This is a genomic window from Meiothermus sp. Pnk-1 (assembly GCF_003226535.1).
GTDB lineage: Bacteria > Deinococcota > Deinococci > Deinococcales > Thermaceae > Allomeiothermus.
This window is the reverse complement of sequence record NZ_QKOB01000001.1, coordinates 352,655-370,880: the sequence shown is the minus strand read 5'-3', so window position 1 is coordinate 370,880 and position 18,226 is coordinate 352,655. Positions and strand designations below refer to the sequence as shown.

Annotated in this window: 17 protein-coding genes; 11 read left to right on the top strand and 6 right to left on the bottom strand. The window is 64.8% G+C overall.

What is annotated here, in order from left to right; translation table 11 throughout:
- Nucleotides 1–24 precede the first annotated feature (24 nt).
- Genes DNA98_RS01930 through DNA98_RS01915 form a run of 4 tightly spaced genes read right to left on the bottom strand, consistent with a single transcriptional unit; the run spans nt 25 to nt 4,327 of the window.
- Nucleotides 25–1,188 carry a lycopene cyclase family protein gene (locus tag DNA98_RS01930; protein ID WP_110525037.1) on the bottom strand — a complete coding sequence of 388 codons (1,164 nt, stop codon included), beginning with the start codon at nt 1,186–1,188 and terminating at the stop codon, nt 25–27.
- A gap of 18 nt (nt 1,189–1,206) precedes the next feature.
- Nucleotides 1,207–2,739, bottom strand: a complete 1,533-nt coding sequence (locus DNA98_RS01925) for an NAD(P)/FAD-dependent oxidoreductase (protein ID WP_110525397.1) — start codon at nt 2,737–2,739, stop codon at nt 1,207–1,209.
- 39 nt (nt 2,740–2,778) lie between these two features.
- Nucleotides 2,779–3,621, bottom strand: coding sequence for a phytoene/squalene synthase family protein (locus DNA98_RS01920; protein WP_110525035.1), 843 nt, complete (start codon nt 3,619–3,621; stop codon nt 2,779–2,781).
- Nucleotides 3,622–3,649: 28 nt separating this feature from the next.
- Entirely contained in the window at nt 3,650–4,327 is a 678-nt protein-coding gene (locus DNA98_RS01915) for a class I SAM-dependent methyltransferase (RefSeq protein WP_233493007.1), read from the bottom strand.
- A gap of 86 nt (nt 4,328–4,413) precedes the next feature.
- Here DNA98_RS01915 and DNA98_RS01910 point away from each other — a divergent pair, with 86 nt between their 5' ends.
- The 11 genes from DNA98_RS01910 to secD all read left to right on the top strand — a co-directional run bounded on the left by DNA98_RS01910 (nt 4,414) and on the right by secD (nt 15,025).
- Complete coding sequence (locus tag DNA98_RS01910; protein ID WP_110525033.1) at nt 4,414–5,295, top strand: MerR family transcriptional regulator; 882 nt, start codon at nt 4,414–4,416, stop codon at nt 5,293–5,295.
- 103 nt (nt 5,296–5,398) lie between these two features.
- Nucleotides 5,399–5,989 (top strand): Crp/Fnr family transcriptional regulator, encoded by a 591-nt coding sequence (locus tag DNA98_RS01905; RefSeq protein WP_110525031.1) that lies wholly within the window; start codon nt 5,399–5,401, stop codon nt 5,987–5,989.
- Between the two features lie 60 nt (nt 5,990–6,049).
- Entirely contained in the window at nt 6,050–6,976 is a 927-nt protein-coding gene (locus DNA98_RS01900) for a complex I NDUFA9 subunit family protein (RefSeq protein WP_110525029.1), read from the top strand.
- A gap of 77 nt (nt 6,977–7,053) precedes the next feature.
- Nucleotides 7,054–7,329: a hypothetical protein gene (locus tag DNA98_RS01895; RefSeq protein ID WP_110525027.1), complete on the top strand. Its 276-nt coding sequence runs from the start codon at nt 7,054–7,056 to the stop codon at nt 7,327–7,329.
- 178 nt (nt 7,330–7,507) lie between these two features.
- Nucleotides 7,508–8,323, top strand: coding sequence for a DNA-formamidopyrimidine glycosylase (locus DNA98_RS01890; RefSeq protein ID WP_110525023.1), 816 nt, complete (start codon nt 7,508–7,510; stop codon nt 8,321–8,323).
- 121 nt (nt 8,324–8,444) lie between these two features.
- A complete protein-coding gene (gene rimP, locus DNA98_RS01885) occupies nt 8,445–8,876 on the top strand; it encodes a ribosome maturation factor RimP (RefSeq protein ID WP_110525021.1) in 432 nt (143 codons plus the stop codon).
- Nucleotides 8,877–8,955: 79 nt separating this feature from the next.
- Nucleotides 8,956–10,137, top strand: a complete 1,182-nt coding sequence (gene nusA, locus DNA98_RS01880) for a transcription termination factor NusA (protein ID WP_110525018.1) — start codon at nt 8,956–8,958, stop codon at nt 10,135–10,137.
- A 91-nt stretch (nt 10,138–10,228) separates the two neighbouring features.
- Nucleotides 10,229–10,531 (top strand): YlxR family protein, encoded by a 303-nt coding sequence (locus DNA98_RS01875; RefSeq protein ID WP_110525016.1) that lies wholly within the window; start codon nt 10,229–10,231, stop codon nt 10,529–10,531.
- A 64-nt stretch (nt 10,532–10,595) separates the two neighbouring features.
- Entirely contained in the window at nt 10,596–12,353 is a 1,758-nt protein-coding gene (gene infB, locus DNA98_RS01870) for a translation initiation factor IF-2 (RefSeq protein WP_110525015.1), read from the top strand.
- A 68-nt stretch (nt 12,354–12,421) separates the two neighbouring features.
- Complete coding sequence (locus DNA98_RS01865; RefSeq protein WP_110525013.1) at nt 12,422–12,739, top strand: hypothetical protein; 318 nt, start codon at nt 12,422–12,424, stop codon at nt 12,737–12,739.
- 63 nt (nt 12,740–12,802) lie between these two features.
- A complete protein-coding gene (gene secD, locus DNA98_RS01860) occupies nt 12,803–15,025 on the top strand; it encodes a protein translocase subunit SecD (protein WP_110525393.1) in 2,223 nt (740 codons plus the stop codon).
- A gap of 46 nt (nt 15,026–15,071) precedes the next feature.
- Here secD and DNA98_RS01855 read toward each other — a convergent pair whose 3' ends face one another.
- The gene (locus tag DNA98_RS01855; protein ID WP_110525011.1) at nt 15,072–16,670 is read right to left on the bottom strand and encodes an acyl-CoA dehydrogenase family protein; all 1,599 of its coding nucleotides are present in this window, start codon (nt 16,668–16,670) and stop codon (nt 15,072–15,074) included.
- A 39-nt stretch (nt 16,671–16,709) separates the two neighbouring features.
- Nucleotides 16,710–18,212 carry a 4-alpha-glucanotransferase gene (gene malQ, locus DNA98_RS01850; RefSeq protein ID WP_110525010.1) on the bottom strand — a complete coding sequence of 501 codons (1,503 nt, stop codon included), beginning with the start codon at nt 18,210–18,212 and terminating at the stop codon, nt 16,710–16,712.
- Nucleotides 18,213–18,226: the final 14 nt, after the last annotated feature.

The window sequence follows — 18,226 nt, the reverse complement described above, 5'->3', positions numbered from 1 at the left end:
GGCAAGCCTTAGAAATAGCTCGCCTCACAAATCCTCGGGGCGCCGCCGGGCCCTGAGCCTCGAGGTCAGCACATCCCAGCCCGAGGCGAGAAAAGCCGGGATGTCAACGGCCGACATGAGCTTGAGGTCGTCCATTAGCGAGGTCTCCTCATCGAGGAAACGCAGCACCTGGGCCGCCGGGCACCTTTGGAACAGGCGGCTAAAAAAGCGCTTGCCCTCTACCCGCCCCCGGCTCAGGGCATTGAGGAAGAGGCTATCCATCCAGCGATGGCGGTCAAAGCCGGGCTTGCCTGCCAGGGGCTGTCCGTAGCGGACCAGGCTCGCGGCGATCTGCCGCGAGTGGCGCTGAATGCGCTGAAAGGTATACCCGGTAGAGGCCTTGGCCCGCCCACCTGCTATGCCGATGCGGATGATGCGGGAGTCACCGGCAGAGACCACCGGTACATCGGTCATTGGGATGATGCCAAATTCCTCGTGCTGAACTGTGTATTCCCGGATATGTAGCAGGCGCTCGAGGTAGTCCTTGAGCCCCAGGTCGTACTCTTCAGGCTGGAGAAGTGTGGGCGAGAACAGGGTGTACTCGACCAAGGCCGTCCGCTCGTCGTAGGGCAGCACGTAGGCAAAGCGCACCGCTCCTCGCTGCTCGAGGCGAAAGTCCATCAGGGTGGCCGCGGTGGGATCAAACGCCGGGGAGGCAGCGCACACCACCCATCCCTTGAAGTGCTGCAGCAGGTAATGGTAGCCAGGTAGCCGAGGGATGGAGCGGTGGATACTGTCGAAGATCCACCTGGCCTCGTACGGCCGCCCCTCTACCCAAACCCGCCCCTCCTCCACCCGGTCTACCTCACCGTAAAGCCGGGTAATCTGCGGCTGGGTCTCGAGCCAGCGGTCCATGAAGGCATAGAAATCGATGCCGCGGATCATCTTGTAGCGGTAGGGCGAAAGGTTCAAGCGCGCGGAGATCCCCTCGCCGTGGAACCAGACCCTCGACCAGCGGCGGAAAACCAGCCCTTCGAAAGGCCCCTCCCCTACTTCCCAAAAGCACCAGGTGCGGTCGTTGCGGCGCTTGCGCTCGCGGTCGATGAGCAGCACGCGCTTGTCCCGCAGCCCGGCCTGGACCAAGTGGTAGGCCAGGCTGAGCCCGGCAGCCCCCGCCCCGGCGATGATGTAGTCATAGCTATCGTTCATCGGTCTTCCATAGCCGCCTCACCCCCCTACCCTGCGGCGGCTCAAATCCCTGAGGATAATCCGCGCCGCGTTCCGCCCGCTAGCCCCCATGATCCCCCCGCCGGGGTGGGTGCTGGCCCCGCACAGGTAGAGGCTTTTGAGCGTGGGCCATCTGTAGTTGGCCGCCCCCAGCCAAGGGCGCAGCATGAACATCTGGTCGAGGCTCATCTCCAGGTGCATCACGTTCCCGCTCGGCATGGCAAACTCGGACTCGAGCCAGGCCGGAGTCTGCAGGAGTTCGCCCACGATCTTGCTGCGGATGTCCGGATCCCAGCGCTCGAAGCTGCGAAGGATCGCCTCTCGCACCTCCTGCGCGCGTTCCTCCCAGGTCCCCCGGGCCAGCCGGTAGGGGTAGTACTGCGCCCACAGCCATAGCACCTCCCCACCGGGCGGGGCCAGGCTGGGGTCCACCGCGCTGAAGCTCATGGCGACGAGGGGGGGGTTGGAGGTGGGTTCGCCCGCCAGGTACTCCCCGTACGCGCGGTAAAGCTCGCGCTCACCCCCGATCAGAAGCCCCAGCCCGATCCGGGCCTCGTCCCCCGCATGGGTCCGGTAGCGCAGCTTTTCCTTGAGGGCTAGCCGCAAGATCGCACCGAATCCGTTGCCAACCCGCACCCTTCGCGCCTCCTCCGGGACGTAGGCCGCAGGGAGCATCTGCGCGGTTTTGAGCACGTGGCTTCCGGCCAGCACCGCTCCGCCCAGGATGCGCTCGCCGCCCGCTTGAATGCCGACGGCTTTGCCGTTTTCGATCAGGATCTGTTCCACCGGGGTGGAGAGGTGCACCTCGCCGCCGTGGGCCTCGATCAGCCGCACCAGGGCTTGGGCGAGTTCGCCCGAGCCCCCCCGCGGGCGGGCCACCCCGCCCACGTGGTAAAGCGGGTGCCATAGCAGAAAGGGGGCCGAAAGGGGGTCGCTAGGGGGCGGGCCGGACTGGGCCGCCATCCAGACCAGGGGGGCGCGGACCCGCTCCTCGCGGAAATACTCGGCGGCGACCTCGCCGTAGGGCCTTAGGATCCGCGGCAGGCGACGCTGCCAGTCTTTGCCGAGCCCGGAACCCCACACCATCTTGCGCCCTAGCTCGAGGGGGCTCGGCACGCTCAAGAAAGCCTCCTTGACCGCCGTGCTGAAGGGCAGCCAGTCGCCAATGAAGCGCCGGTAGGCCTCGCCCTGCCCGGGAAATCGCCCCTCGAGCTCGTGGGCGGTGCGCTCCGCGTCGCGCCAGACAAACCAGCTCCCCTCGCCATCCGAGGCGTGAAAAAGGGGGTCCAGCTCGAGGTACTCCAGCCCGTAGCGAGGCAGCTCGAGCTCCTCCACGATGGGGGTCAGGCGGATGAGGATGTGGGCGCTGCCGCCCAAGTCGAAGCGGTAACCGGGCACCATCTCCACGGTCGAGACCGCTCCTCCCGCCAGCGCTCGCCGTTCGAACACCCCTACCTTATACCCCGCTCGGGCCACGTAGGCAGCGGCGACCAGGGCGTTGTGTCCGGCTCCGATAACCACGAGGTCAAACAATCTCGCCGCCTCCCCCACCAGCGTAGGGTAAAAACGCCGCTACGACGAGCCGGTCCGCATCCAAAGCGCCCGCGGGACCAGCAACAGCCGCTCATAGGCGCGCAGCGAGGCCCGGCCCGAGAGGTTGTTCCATCCTGAACGCTCGAGCTTGTCCAGAATGCCCTCGTATTGCAAGGCGGCCAGGGCGATGGCGGCCCGGCCCTGGCGCAGATAGGGAAGCCCCTTCAACCCCTCGCGGTACAGCCTTCGCGCCGCCGCGGCCAACTCCTGCATCAAGCCGATGTAGGGTTGGCGAATACGGCCGCTGTAGAGGTCTTCCAGGCTCACCCCATGACGGTCCATGAGATCGGCAGGGAGGTATACCCGCCCTATGGCTAAGTCTTCTCCCACGTCGCGCAAGCAGTTGGTCAGCTGCATCGCTTGGCCCAGCTTGACGGCGGCCTCCTCCGCCCCTCCTGCTCCCGGCCACACCCCGGCGATGGGGGCGATCATGCGGCCCACTGTCCCCGCCACCCGGTAGCAGTAGAGCAAAAGCTCCTCCAGGTTTTGCGGTCGCATAGGCCGGAGGTCGTCCAAAAACCCTCGGTGCATATCGGCGAAGGCGGCTTGGGGAATGGGCCAGCGCTCGAAGGCCCAGGCCAACCCCTTCTCCCACTCCTCTTGGGGCTGCGCCCGGTAGGCCCGTTCGATCCCCTCCCACCAACGCTCGAGCTCGCCCTCGGGATCAGAGGATTCATCCACCGCGTCGTCCCCGGTGCGGCAGGCGGCGTAGACCGCCCAAACACCCTTGCGGGCGGCTCCCCGGAACAGGAGGCTACCGTAGTAGAAAGTGGCGGAGTGGTGACGGATAGTCGCCGCTATAGCCTTCCAATCCGGTTCCATATTGGGGTCTCCTTACCAAAGACTGTAGCTAGACCGCCTCCACAACCTTAGCTCCGCTCACAAAGCCAACCCCGCCTTCCCGCCAGGCTCTTCCCCTCAGCCCAAATTTTTCCAGGATGGCCTGCACTTCTGCGCTGCTGGAAAACCGCAGCCCACTCAACTCCAAGAGCCTCTGCAGGGGACTTTGGCCAGCGTGGGCGAACATCACAAAGTAGCGCCCTCCCGGCTTCAGTACCCGCGCCATCTCGGCGGCGACTCGCTCAGGCTGCGGAAACTCATTCCAGCTCCCTCCCACCGCTACCCCGTCGCAGCTTTGGGGAGGCAGCGGCAGGCTCTCTGCCCACGCCCGCATGGGTACAAACCCCGGCAGACCCCGCGCTTTACGCACCGCCACCCGCAACATGGCGGAAGAGAGATCCACGGCATATACCCTAGCTGCTCCGCGGCACAACAAAGCCCGGGCGTAGAGCCCGGTGGAGGTTCCCAGATCCGCGAAGACGCCACCCCGTACGGGCTCGAGGGCCGCAACCAGCTGGGCGAATTCCTCCTCTAAGGGGAACCTCCGCCCCGATAGCAAGGTAAGCGCTCGCGCCCGCCACAGCTCGTATCCCCAGGCCACAGGGGGGAGCAGGTTGGTGGCCACCGCTAGGCTAAGGCGGGGCCGGGGCGGGGACTCAGGGAGGGACATCTCCACCCATCTCACCATGTTGTTCAATTTTTGTAAAGGTGCGACCCATTTTATTGACAAAACCTAGACAGTAAGCTAAGCTAAACCTCGAGCGGAGCGGTAGGATGCGACGGGATTTAGGGGTCTACACCATCGCCGAAGTCGAGGAGCGCACCGGGCTGAGTTCCGCCCTGCTGCGCCAATGGGAGCGGCGCTACGGCTTCCCCCAGCCCGAGCGCTCCCCCGGCGGCCACCGCCTGTACTCCGAAGCCGACCTGGCCGCGCTGCGGCAGATCAAGGCTTGGATCGGCGAGGGAATTGCCCCCTCCCAGGCAGTACGCCGCTACCTGGACAGCCTGACCCAGGAGGGTCCGCGGGCCCCTGAAACCCTTTCGGCCGAGCTCGAGGAGGCCCTGGTGCGCGCCGATACCGAGTCCGCCGAGCGCGTTATGGCCGAGGCACACCGGCTCTACCCGCTCGAGACCGTAGTGCTGCAGATCATCTCCCCCACCCTGCAGAGGATCGGGGACGGCTGGCACCTAGGAAGGATTACTACCGCCCAAGAACACCTGGCCAGCACCTATCTACGAGGGCGGCTACAAGAGCTTCTGCGCCTCATGGGGGGCTCGCTGGGGCCTGGGGTGGTGGTCTCTACCCTCCCCGGGGAGCAGCACGAGCTGGGCAGCTTGGTCACTGCCCTCTTTTTGCGCCGGGCGGGATATACCGTGCACTACCTGGGTCCCAACACCCCTCTTGGCGACCTCAAAAGCTTCGTGGAAAGGACTGGAGCCAAGGCCGCGGTTCTCTCGGCCATGCAACCTATCAGCCTTGAATCGCTCCCCCGCGGGGCCTTAGAGGGCCTTGCCCCGGTGGTGGTGGTCGGAGGCCGGGCGGCCAAGAACCACCCCGAGTTGGTCGAGCGACTGGGGGGACGATACCTGGGCAACGATCCCCGGCTGCTGGCGGAAACTTTGGGCCCGCTATTGAAGGAGATGGGCGTATGGTAAAGCTGTACCCAAGCTACCCGAGCATTTTCCTCGCCGAATCCATAGTCCGGCTCGATGCCCGACCGGTCTGTGGTGGGGCGGTTTTTCGCAGGGAGGAGGCTCTATGAAAAAGGTACGCCGCAAGGAGGTCATCTACCGGGCAGGTGACCGCGCCGAAGCCCTCTACCACCTAGAGCGGGGACTGGTACGGATCGTAGAGATCCTGCCCGATGGTCGCCAGCTCACCCTCAGGCATGTCCTGCCCGGGGACTACTTTGGCGAGGAAGCCCTCTCCAATACCCACTACCGCTACACCGCCGAAGCCCTCACCGACGCGGGCGCCGTGGGTATTGACGTAGCCAGCCTGTCCGCCGAGGACTTGCGGGCGGTGGCGGGTAACCTGGCCACCCAGATGGCCCAGGTGCAGGCTTACGAAACCCACCTACAGTGGGGCGAACTGCGCAGCCGGATCTGCCGCTACCTGATCTACCTCGCCGAGACGGCCGCTTGTGGCCGGGACGAGCGGGGTACTTACATCACCGCCTCGCACGAGGAGATAGCCGACGCCACCGCCTCCACCCGCGAGTCGGTATCCAAGCTGCTCTCCGATTTGCGCCGGGAGGGCCTTTTGGATACCGGCTACCGCAAAATCTACCTGATGGACCGGCATTCCCTCGAGCTGGAGGCCGACACCCCGATGCTCGAGGCGGTATGAGGCGGAAGGCCCAAGCGCTCATGCCGGCAGGCGGGTGAGGGCCTCCGATAGGGTGTGGATATGCGCGTCTTGGTCGTCGGGGGAACCGGCTTTGTGGGAAGCCATCTGACCCGCTGCCTCCTGCGGCATGGTCACCAGGTTCAGGTCATGTCGAGGCGGGCTACCGGCGCAACCGAGGGCGTGCGCCACGTCCAGGGCAACGCGGCCACGGGCGAGGGGTTGGCGGCGGCCATGCAGGGCGTTGCGGCGGTGATCTATCTGGTCGCCATCATTCGCGAGCGAGGCGACCAGACCTTTCAGCAAGCCATCGTGGAGGGGACCCGCAATACGCTCGAGGCCGCCCGCGCCGCTGGAATCCGGCGCTACTTGCACATGTCCGCCCTGGGGACCACCCGAGGGAGCGGGAGCCGCTACTTCGAGGCCAAGGCCGAGGCCGAGGGGCTGGTGCGCGCCTCCGGACTGGAGTGGACCATCTTCCGGCCCAGCCTGATCTTCGGCCAGGGAGACGACTTCTTCGGCGGGGTACTCCGGGGCTTGATCCAAGGGGGCGTTCACAAGGGGCTATGGTACCCGCCCGCTCCGGTGATTCCCCTCATCGGGGATGGATGCTTTCCTTTCCGCCCAGTCTGGGTCGGGGATGTGACGGAAGCTTTCGCCCAGGCGCTAGAAAAACCTCAGACCATCGGCCAGACCTACGCGCTGGTGGGCCCCCAGGAGTACACCTTCCGCGAGCTGATCTTGCTGGTGCGGGATGCGCTGGGATCGCGCAAACCCCTTCTGCCCATCCCCTTGTCTTTGATGGACTTCGCAGTGCCCTTGCTCTCGCGCATCCCCGGTTTTCCCCTCACCCTCGACCAATACCGAATGCTCAAAATGGGCAACACCGCCGATCCCACAGCCATGCGAAAAGATTTCGATCTGGAGTGGCGCAGCCTCGAGCACGAGTTGCCCACAATCCTCGCGAAGGATCAAAGTGCGCCCGCCTGAATACCCTCTTACCAACTGGTTGGTAAGTGCTTAGCCTAGGCTACGATGCCCCATCTTGCGAATGCTAGGCTTAGGTCGTGTTCAAAGCGGCTCCCCGTTATGCCTATGTCCACCGTATGGACCTCCCCCCCCTGGAGCGCCTTGTCGAAGCCTCTCCGCTGACGCGACAGCTGTTGCAGCAAGTCTGGGAAGAGCTCTCGCCGCGCATCAAGGCCCTCTGCCCCGAACGCCACCAGGCCCTATGCCAGGCCTTTGCCCTGCGGGATCTACCGCTCGAGGTGCTCGCCTCGTACTTTTTGCGCGAAGCACGGCGGGCTCTAGAAAGACTCCCGGCGGAAAAAGCCCCCCGCTGAACCCTTGGCCCCACCGGCCTTCCCCTTCACCCCGGCTCTGGGCGTTGGCCCAAGGCCCGGGCGTATATCCCGCGCCAAATACGGGCCTCGGCCAGGTGAGGTCCTGGATGATCCACCGCGTCTAGCCGAGGCCCGCTTACAGGGCTACCATGCCCTGGGCTGATGTAATCTATGCCCTGTGCCCGAACTACCCGAAGTCGAGACCACCCGGCGCATCCTCGAACCCTATCTGCTGGGGCAGACCATCCGACAGCTCAGCCACTCCGACCCCGCCCGCTACCGCCACACCGAACTGGCCCATGGACGGAGGGTGCTCGGCACCGCCCGGCGCGGCAAGTACATCCTCTGGCAGCTCGAGGGTGGGCTCGAGGCGGTCATTCACCTGGGCATGACCGGCGGCTTTCGTTTTGAGCCCCACAGCCATACCCGGCTGACCGTCGAGCTGTCCGGGCGGAGCCTGTACTACACCGATCCGCGCCGCTTTGGAAAGTGGTGGGTGGTAGAAGCCGGAAACTACCGGGGGATAGATCTACTGGGCCGGATGGGGCCCGAACCGCTCTCTGAAGCGTTCACCCTCTCGCGGTTTCAACAAGCCCTGGCCAGAACCCGCCGCCGGATCAAGGAAGTCCTGCTAGGGCAAGAAGCCGTGGCCGGCATCGGAAATATCTATGCCGACGAGTCCTTGTGGCAAAGCAGAATCCACCCTGAGCGCCCGGCCAACACCCTCAGCCCCGCCGAGGTCAAGCGGCTTCATAGAGCTATCCGAGACGTGATAGGCCGGGCCGTGGCAGCCGGGGGTTCTACCCTCTCCGACAATTCCTATCAACAACCCACCGGTGAACCCGGTTACTTCCAGCTCGAGCATAACGCCTATGGCCGAGCGGGGGAGCGTTGCAAACGCTCCGGTTGCACGGGAAAAATCATCCGAATCGTGGTGGGAGGCCGGGGAAGCCACCTTTGCCCCAACTGTCAGCGCTTGGCCCGTGCCCCTTGAGTTGACCGGCGGCGAGTAGTAGACTACTGGTGTCAATCTCTCCTGTGTCGGAGGGTGGGTGCAAGCCCACCCTCTGTTCATGCGAGGAGATGCGGAAGGCGGGTGAAGGCAAGTGGATCTGATGGCAGTAGCCCAAGATTTGCTAGGGCCGATGGGCTACGACGTGTTGGAGGTAAGCCTCAAAGGCGCAGGGAATAACAAAGTCCTCACGGTGCGCCTCGAGCGCAAAGACGAGGTGCCGATCTCGGTGGAGGAACTCGAGCGGGCCAGCCGGGTGCTCGAAGGCGAGCTAGACCGGCTCGACTTGATCCAAGGCACCTATCGGCTCGAGGTGGAGTCTCCCGGCCCGGACCGGCCCCTCCTCACCCCTCGCCACTTCGAACGCTTTGCCGGGCTCAAGGCCAAGGTACGCAGCCCGAAGGGCAACTTCACCGGGCGGATCGAAGAGGTCGGCCAGGACAGCGTGACTTTCCTGGTGGACAAAGAACTCCGCACCCTCAAGATCGGAGAGTTCAAGGCCAATCTGGCCGAGTGGCCAGAAACCCCAAGGTGAAACCTCTCAAGCGCCGTCCGCTACATCTATAGCCCGGCGCTTTTGAGTTCGGCGTGAGACCTAGCACAAAGGAGGAAGCGTGAACAAGGATTTCGTAGAAGCTTTGCAGCAGGTCGCCCTCGAGCGGGGGGTGACGGCTGAGGAACTGATCACCGCCTTCGAGGAATCGTTGCGGCTGGCTTACCTGCGACAAAAGGGGTACAAACCCAAGGACGTGGAGGAGGGGCTGGGGCCGGTGGTCGAGGTGCACCTGGACCCCCAGGGTGGGGGGCTCGAGGTGTTGGAGATCAAGACCGTAGTAGAAAAGGTCGAAGACCCCGCCAAGGAGATCTCGCTGGCAGACGCCCTGGCCTACGATGCTGAGGTGCAGCTCGGCGAGGAGATGGAATTCCCGGTAGATCCCGAAGAGTTCTCCCGCATCGCCGTGCAGATCGCCAAACAGGTGCTCACCCAGCGCCTCAAGGAGGCGGAGCGCAACCGGGTACATAGCGAGTACAAAGACAAAGAGGGCGAGGTCGTCACCGGCCAAGTTACCCGGGTGGACAATCGCGGCAACGTCTACGTGGACCTAGGCCGCGGCGAAGCCCTGATGCCCCCTAAGGAACAGATCCCCTCCGAGCGGTATCACCCCGGCCAGCGGGTCAAGGTCTACCTCAAGCAGGTGCAGCGCTCGTCCAAGGGGCCCAGCCTGATCGTCAGCCGGGCCAACGAGGAGCTTCTCAGGTACCTTTTGCGCCAGGAAGTCCCCGAGATCAACGAGGGAATCGTAGAGGTCAAAGCCGTGGCCCGCGAGCCTGGCAGCCGCAGCAAGGTCGCGGTGACGAGCCATAACCCTAACGTGGACCCTATCGGGGCCTGCATCGGGCACAAGGGCCAGCGCATTCAGGCGGTTTCGGCGGAGTTGGGCCGCGAGCGGGTAGATATCATCCAGTGGTCATCCAACCCTCGCGAGTTTATCCGCAACGCCCTCTCTCCTGCTCAGGTGGGCAGCATCGAGACCGATAGCGAGGCTAAGCGGGCCAAGGTGGTGGTCTCCAAAGACCAGCACTCCCTCGCCATCGGCAAGGCCGGGCAGAATGTGCGGCTGGCCAGCAAGCTCACCGGCTACGAGATCGATTTCGAAGAGGCCGAAGAGATCACCGACCTCGACACGGCGCTAGCCAAAGCCGCCAGCAAAGAAGAGCGCTCCTCGATCAGCCAAGACGCCAAGAGCCGCTTCGAGAGCCTGTTCGCCGACGAAGGAAAAGACGAGGAGCGGTGATGCCATACGCCTTACGCCCTACGCCTCGCGCTTGGCTTTGGTTGAGCCCGGTGCATGGCGCAAGGCGTGTGGCATCGGGCGGGAGGCGTTCATGCCGGTAAAACATGTTCCCCAGCGCATGTGCGTAGCCTGTCGTACCCGCAGGCCCAAGCGCGAGCTGCTGCGCATCGTGCTCACCGAGCAGGGAGCGGTGATCGACCCCAGCGGCAGGAGGCCGGGCCGGGGGGCCTATGTCTGCCCAGATAAGCCCGAGTGCTGGGCCGAGAAAAAGCTCCGCCGCTTTGCCGGGGCGGGAGCTGGGGTGCTCTCCCAGGCGCTCCAGACGTTGCTTGGATCGCAAGAAACCGGGGCAAACCCGAGCGACCTCACCGCGCGGGAGGCCCGGGGCGGATAGACTACAGCCAAGTCGACGGCGTGAAGCGCTTTGTGCAGAGCGCCCAGGGTTTTAGGAGGTTTGGATGGCGAAAGTTCGTATTTATCAGCTCGCTAAAGAGCTGGGCATGGAAAACGCGGAACTCCTCGAGATCCTCGACGAGATGGGGGTGAGCTACAAGTCTCACGCCAGCACCCTCGAGGACGAGACCGCCCAAGCCGTCAAGGAGATCATCGCCGAGCAACGCGGGCTCGAGGAGCAACGGCGGCGAGAAGAAGAAGCCAGGCGGGCCGAGGAAGCCCGCAAGGCCCTGCCCCACCGCCCCCCCGTGGTGGTCATCATGGGTCACGTGGACCACGGCAAGACCACCTTGCTCGACTATCTGCGCAAAAGCCGCATCGCCGAGCGGGAAGCAGGCGGGATCACCCAGCACGTGGGGGCGTTCGAGGTCAAGACCGCGGCACGGGGTGGAGCCGATAGCGGGACGGTGGTCTTCATCGACACCCCCGGCCACGAGGCCTTCACCAGCATCCGCGCGCGGGGAGCCCGGGTAGCCGACATCGCAGTCATCGTAATCGCCGCCGATGATGGCATTATGCCCCAGACCAAGGAGGCCATCGCCCACGCCAAGGCCGCCGGGGCGAAGATCATCTTCGCCGCCAACAAAATGGACTTGCCCCAGGCCAACCTGGACAAGGTCTACCAGGACCTCATGCGCGAGCAGTTCGTGCCGGAAGCTTACGGCGGCGACGCCATCGTGGTGCCGATCAGCGCCAAGACCGGCCAGGGGGTGGCCGACCTGCTGGAGATGATCCTGCTGGTCGCGGAGCTCGAGGACCTGCGCGCCGATCCTGAGGCCGAGCCCAAGGGGGTGATCCTCGAAGCTCGGGTGGACAAGCAAGCCGGGGTGCTGGCCAACCTGCTAGTGCAGGAGGGGACCTTCCGGGTAGGGGATTACCTGGTGGCGGGCGAGGTCTGGGGCAAGATCCGGGCCATGCGCGACTCCGACGATAAGCAGCGCAAGGAGGCCCCTCCCGGAAGCGCCGTACAGGTGCTGGGCTTCAGCGAACTGCCGCACGCCGGGGAGGTAGCCCACTGGGTTCCCGACCAAATAGCCGCCAAGGAGATCGCCGAGGAGCGCATCCTCGAGCGCAAAGCCCGCGAGGCCGGGGCCGAGGCCGCTCCCCGGGTGCGCAACATAGCCGACCTGCTGCGCAGCATGAAGGAGGCCGAGCAAAAGGAGATCCACCTCATCCTACGCGCCGATACCCAGGGCTCTTTGGAAGCCATCCAGCAAATTCTGGCGAAGGAGTCCACCGACGAGGTCAAGATCAACGTGATGTTTGCCGCGGTGGGCGCCCCGGCGGAATCGGATGTGCTGTTGGCGAGCACCGCGGGCGCTGCGATTCTCACCTTCGGGGTCAACCCAGCGGGTTCGGTGAAGAAGATGGCCGAGCAAAAGGGCGTCCCGCTACAGAGTTTTCGCATCATCTACGAACTCATCGACGAGGTGCGCAAGATGGTGCGCAACCAAAAGGAACCGGTCTTCAAGGAAGAAGTGCTGGGGACGGCCGAGGTACGGGCGGTGTTCAAGCTCAGCCGGGGCATCATCGCGGGTTGCCTGGTCACCTCGGGCAAGATCCTCCGCAATGCCGATATCCGCGTTCTGCGCAAGGGTAAGGAGATCTGGAAAGGCAAGATCGCCAGCCTCAAGCGCCTCAAGGACGACGTGCGCGAGGTGGCCCAGGGCTTCGAATGCGGCATCCAGCTCGAGGGGTTCACCGAATTCCAGGAAGGCGATGTCTTTGAGGCTAGCCAGCAGGTCGAGATCGTGCAGGGCTAGAGCTTGCTAACACCGTCGCGACCGGTGGAGACGCGCGGCCTAAGCACGGTGTAATCTGGTTTACGATCATGCGCAGCCTCGAGCGCCTGCTCACGGCCCTGGCCCTGATGCTCCTGACCCTGGGGCCGGGGCCCGCCCTCGCTCATCCCGGCCCGACCCGCAAAGAGAAGGTGGGGGCTTGGTCGGTCACCCCGCCGCCCCAACTCGGCGAAGCGAGCGGCAAGCTGGCCGGGCTGCAATCGGCGGGGGCGATCCCTGCCTTGAGCGAAAGCGCGCGACAGGCGGCGGCTTTGGTGCTGGCCCTCGCCCCTGCCCAGTCGGCTCGGGGGTTTTTCGCTTCCAGGCTCTACCTGCATTACTGCCACCTACAGCTAGAAGGGGGCTAATCACCCGTAGCGTACCGTCGGCGGTCGTTGATGGCGATCAGCTTCTAGCTTTTGGAGGTAAACGTGTCGCGCAAATGGGTAACCGGAATTTTCTTACTCTTGCTGTTTTTGGCTTCTTTGCTCGTGCTATGGAAGCCCTGGGCTCCGGGTGAGCCCAAGATCAAGCTAGGCCTGGACTTGCAAGGGGGTCTACGCATCGTCCTCGAGCCCACCACCCCCTCGTTCACCCGCCAAGACCTGGACGTGGCCCGCACGGTGATCGAAAACCGGGTGAACGCCCTCGGGGTGGCGGAGCCTTTGGTGCAGATCCAAGGCAACCGCCGCATCGTGGTGGAGCTGCCGGGGCTGTCCAAGGCGGACGAGGACCGGGCCATCCGGCTCATCGGCCAGACCGCGGTGCTGGAGTTCCGCATCCTCAATGAGAACGCCCAGGGGCTCACCGTCGCCGATATCAACCAGCAGAAACGGGCCAACCCCAACCTGGATACCAAGCCGCTCGAACAGCAGCTGTTCAAACAGAGCGATTTAGGCCCGGTGCTACTTACCGGTAAAGACCTGGCCAACGCCCAGGCCACCTTCGACCAGTTCGGTCGCCCTCAGGTCTCGCTCACCTTCACCGGCGAAGGGGCCAAGAAGTTTGAGGAGGTCACGCGGCAAAACATAGGCCGCCGGCTGGCGGTGGTGCTCGACGGCAAGGTCTTCACCGCCCCCACCATCCGCAGCGCCATCAGCGGCGGCCAGGCGGTGATCGAGGGGCTCTCGGGGCTCGAGGAGGCCAGTGAGATCGCCCTGGTGCTGCGCTCTGGCTCGCTACCGATCAGCCTGCGCGAAGCCGAGACCCGCGCCATCGGGCCCACGCTGGGCCAGGATGCTATCCGCTCAGGCATCTACGCGGGCATCGTCGGAACGGCGCTGATCTTCGTGCTGATCTTCGCCTACTACGGCTTCTGGTTGGGGCTGGTGGCAGCCTTGGGCCTGATCTATACCAGCGTGCTGATCCTGGGCATCATCTCTGGGCTCAGCGCCACCCTGACCTTACCGGGCATCGCCGGCCTGATCCTGACCCTGGGCGCGGCTGTAGACGGCAACGTGCTCTCCTTCGAGCGCATCAAGGAGGAGCTCAAGCACGGCAAGCGGTTCCGCCAGGCCATTCCCGGGGGTTTCCAGCACTCGATCATCACCATCTTGGACGTGAACGCCTGCCACCTCCTGGCGGCGGCGGCTTTGTACCAGTATTCTACCGGCCCGGTCAAGGGCTTTGCGGTGATGCTGGCGGTGGGCGTGGTGGCCTCGGTGTTCTCCAACCTGGTGTTCAGCCGGTGGCTCTTGGACCGCATCGCCGAGCGCCGCGAGGTCAAACCGCTGTACTGGGTCTGGGGCTCGCGCTTCCAGTTCATGAAGTGGGCCCGGTACATCACCACGTTTAGCCTGATCCTCGCCGCCATCGGTGGCGGCATCGCCCTGGTCAAAGGCTTCAACCTCGGCATCGACTTCACCGGGGGCACGGCCTTTACCGTGCGCACCGGAGACAAGACCACCACCGAGGATATCCGCAGCTTCCTCAACCAAGCGGGTATCCCCGGGGCTGCCGGAAACGAGGCCATCATCACCGCCCTCGCCACCCAGCAAGGCCGGGAGTACACCGTGCGGGTGCGACAGCTCACCGAGGAGAACCGCATCCAGCTCGAGCGCCTCTTCCAACAGCGCCTCTCCGCCCAGGTATTGCAGTCCGAAACGGTAGGCCCCTCGGTCGGGTCGGAGCTGAAGCGCAACACCATCTACGCGGTGCTGATCGGGCTGGCGCTGATCCTGGTCTACGTGGCCTTCCGCTTTGACTGGATGTTCGGCCTCGCCAGCATCATCGCGGTGGCCCACGACGTGGCCATCGTGGCCGGGATGTATAGCCTGTTCAGGCTCGAGTTCACCATCCCCACGGTGGCGGCCCTGCTCACCATCATCGGCTACTCCCTCAACGACTCGATCATCATCTCCGACCGGATTCGCGAGAACCTCAAAGATCCGCAGAACCGGGGCAAGAGCTACCGGGAGATCTTCGACTTGGCCATCAACCAGACCCTCTCCCGCACCGTCATGACCACCCTCACCACCTTGCTCCCGGTGATCGCCTTGCTGTTCTTAGGCGGCTCGGTGCTGCGCGACTTCTCGTTGGCCATCACGGTGGGAATCTTCGTAGGCACCTACTCCTCGATCTACGTGGTCTCGGCCCTGGTGGTGGCCTGGAAAACCCGCCAAGCCCAGCGGCAACAACCAGCCAAGGCCCGCTAGGAAGCCCCCTCTCCACCACCCCTCCCCCGGCGGGAGGGGTTTTGGTTTACGCGTCGGGCGCCCTCCCCCACACCTCGGGGGCAGATAACGCCCAGGCAGGGTACTCTTCCCCTTGCAGAAACCGGCCTGCGTACAGCTCGGCGAGCTTGGCATAGCGCTCGCCCGAGGTTTTCGCCAGCTCGTACAAAAGAGCGGTGGCGGCCACGTCCGCAAGGGTTCTGAGGGAAGCCTTGGCCAGCCACTGGGCCTCTTCCGGGCTGGCCTGGCGCAGCCGGCCCAAAGCCTTCCCAAGGACAGCCAAGGCGGCTTGGCCCGAGGGGGTTCCCACCTGCCCAAGGGTGGAGGCCACCTCGTCCAGGAAGGGCTCGAGCACCCCCTTGCGGATCACCTCCAGGGTGTCGAGGGCCTGTACGTTGGCCGGACCCTCCCAGATGGGGGTGATGAGGGCCTCGCGCGCCAGCCGGGCGATAGCGAAATCCTCGACGAAGCCTACCCCACCGAAGAGTTCCATGGCCAGCTGGGTGCAATGCGTACCGTGCTCGGCGGTGCGGGCCTTGGCCAGGTGGGTAAGCAAACGGGCGTAATGGTAGCGGGGCGAATAGGGCGGGCGCTCCTGCCAAACCCCCTCCCAAGCCTGCACCGCGCGAAAGGTGAGGGCCAGCCCCCCGGCGATGCGCACAGCCAAATCGGTGAGGTCACGGCGGATCAGCGGGTGCGCCTCTAAACTCTTGCCAAAGGCTTTGCGCCGCTTTGCGCGGGCCAGGGCCTCGAGCTGGGCCTTGCGGGCCAGCCCCATGGCTCCGGCGGCGTTGGCCAGGCGCGAGAGGGTGAGCACCTCGAGGGTGTAATAAATCCCCTCCTCGGCCTTTCCGATCAGGTATGCCTCGCTGCCAGTCAGCTCGACCTCGCCGGAGGGTACCGCCCGCGTGGCCAGCTTCTGCTTCAACCGCCGCACCCGGTAGTTGAGCCTCCCCGCCCGATCCAACCGGGGCAGCAAAAACAGCGCCAGCCCCTTGGGCCCCGCCGGGGCTCCCTCGGGCCGAGCCGATACCAGCGCGTAATCGGTGAGGCCCGCCCCGCTGGCAAAGTACTTTTCCCCATCCAGGCGCCATACCTCACCGTCTGGGCGAGCTTGGGTCAGGTTCGCCCCCAAGTCGCTGCCGCCCTGCACCTCGGTCATCCAGGTAGCCCCCCAGGCCCGGCCGGAAAGCAATTCTTCCTTCCACGGCGAAAACTGGGGGGCATATTTATGAATGGTGTAAATTACGCAGTTGGTGATGGTCAGAATACAGTATAGGCCGGGGTCGGCCAGCAGATACCCCTGGGCGAAGTGGTGATGCCAGCTCCCCCCTTGGTAAGGGGGAGCATTCACCGTAGCCAGCTCGCCGAGGAGCGCCTCCTGGGCCGGAGATAGCCGCGCCCGGTCGATGCGGCTGCCGTCCAGGTCGTGCATGACCAGCACCGGCGGAGCTTCCCGGTCCACGTGGTCGGCCACCCGGTAAGCCGCTCCGCCCGCCAACTCCCCAAAGCGCCGCAGATCCTCGCGCCAGGTGTCGGCTTGGGGGCAAAAGTGCCGCAGCACAGGCCATAGATCGGGGTCTAGGTCAAAGTGGTTGCCGCCCAAGATGTACGACTGAAACCGCATCGTGGCCTCCCGCTTGGCCTCGAGTATACCCGCTGGCGCTTACAAGCGGTCGCTGGAGCGGGCCAGTTCCCGCAGCTGCTGGGCCAACTCTGGGGTAAGGTCCCCGGGGGCATAGCGCCAGCTCCAATTGCCGCCCAGCTTGCTGGGAAAGTTCATGCGCGCCTCAGGGCCCAGCCGCAGCACGTCTTGCAAGGGCAGGATCACCAGCTTGGCCCTCGAGCGGAAGCCCAGCTCGGCCAGCGCCCAGGGGGCATCCTCGGGCTTTTGGATCTTCAAGCCATGCCGCTCGAGGTACTTGTCCATGAACGCGAGCTCTTCCTTGGGGGCGGTCTGGTACCACCCGATGGTGGTGTCGTTGTCGTGGGTACCGGTGTAGACGACCACGTTCCCGGACTCGGGGTAGTTGTGGGGCAAAAACGGGTTGGTCTCGTCAGAGAAAGCGAACTGAAGGATTTTCATGCCCGGGAAGCCATGGGAATCGCGGAGTTCCTCCACCTCCGGGGTGATGACTCCTAAATCCTCCGCGATGATCGCCGCATCGCCCAAGGCCAGGCGCACCGCCTGAAACAGTTCCTTCCCCGGAGCCTTGACCCAGCGCCCCTTGACCGCGGTGGCCTCGCCAAAGGGAACTTCCCAGTAGGCCTCAAAGCCGCGGAAGTGGTCGATGCGCACCAGGTCACAGGCCTCGAGCGCCTTCTGGATGCGCCGGATCCACCAAGCAAACCCCTCCGCCTGCATCACCTCCCAGCGGTAGAGCGGGTTGCCCCACAGCTGGCCGGTCTCGGAGAAATAGTCGGGCGGGACCCCCGCCACCACGGTCGGAAGCCCTTGGGGGTCTAAGTGGAAGTACTGCGGGCTTGCCCATACGTCGGCAGAGTCGTAAGCCACGAAGATAGGCATGTCCCCGATCAGCTTGATCCCCCGGGCACGGGCGTAGTCGTGCAGGGCGCTCCACTGCTGGTAGAACACCCACTGGGTCCACGCGTGAAAACCAAGCTCATCGGCGTACTCCTGGCGGGCCTGCTCGAGCGCCGCCGCCTCACGGCTGCGCAGGGGGGCGGTCCACTCGTTCCAGGGCTTGCCGCCGAACTTGTGTTTGAGGGTCATGAAAAGGGCGTAGTCCTCGAGCCAGCCTCCCTCCTGCTGGCGGTAGCGGGCAAAAGCCTCGAGCTCCTCCGGTTTACCCCGCTCCACAAAACCGTCGTAGGCCCGCCGCAGCAAGTCCCAACGGGTGGTGTACAACCAGCCGTAGTCCACCCTTTCGGCGGGGTAAGCCGGGGGCTCCTGAGGCTCGAGCCAGCCCTGCTCGATGAGGGTATCGGGGTCGATCAGGTAGGGGTTTCCGGCGAAGGCCGAGAAGGACTGGTAGGGGGAATCGCCGTAACCGGTCGGGCCCAGGGGCAACACCTGCCACCAATGGGCCCCGGCAGAGGCCAACCAGTCCACGAAGCGCCGGGCTTCGTTACCCAAGGTGCCGATCCCCCAACGGCCAGGGAGGCTCGTCGGGTGCAGCAGGATCCCAAATGAACGGGGTAGGTCCATGGCTTTAGCTTACC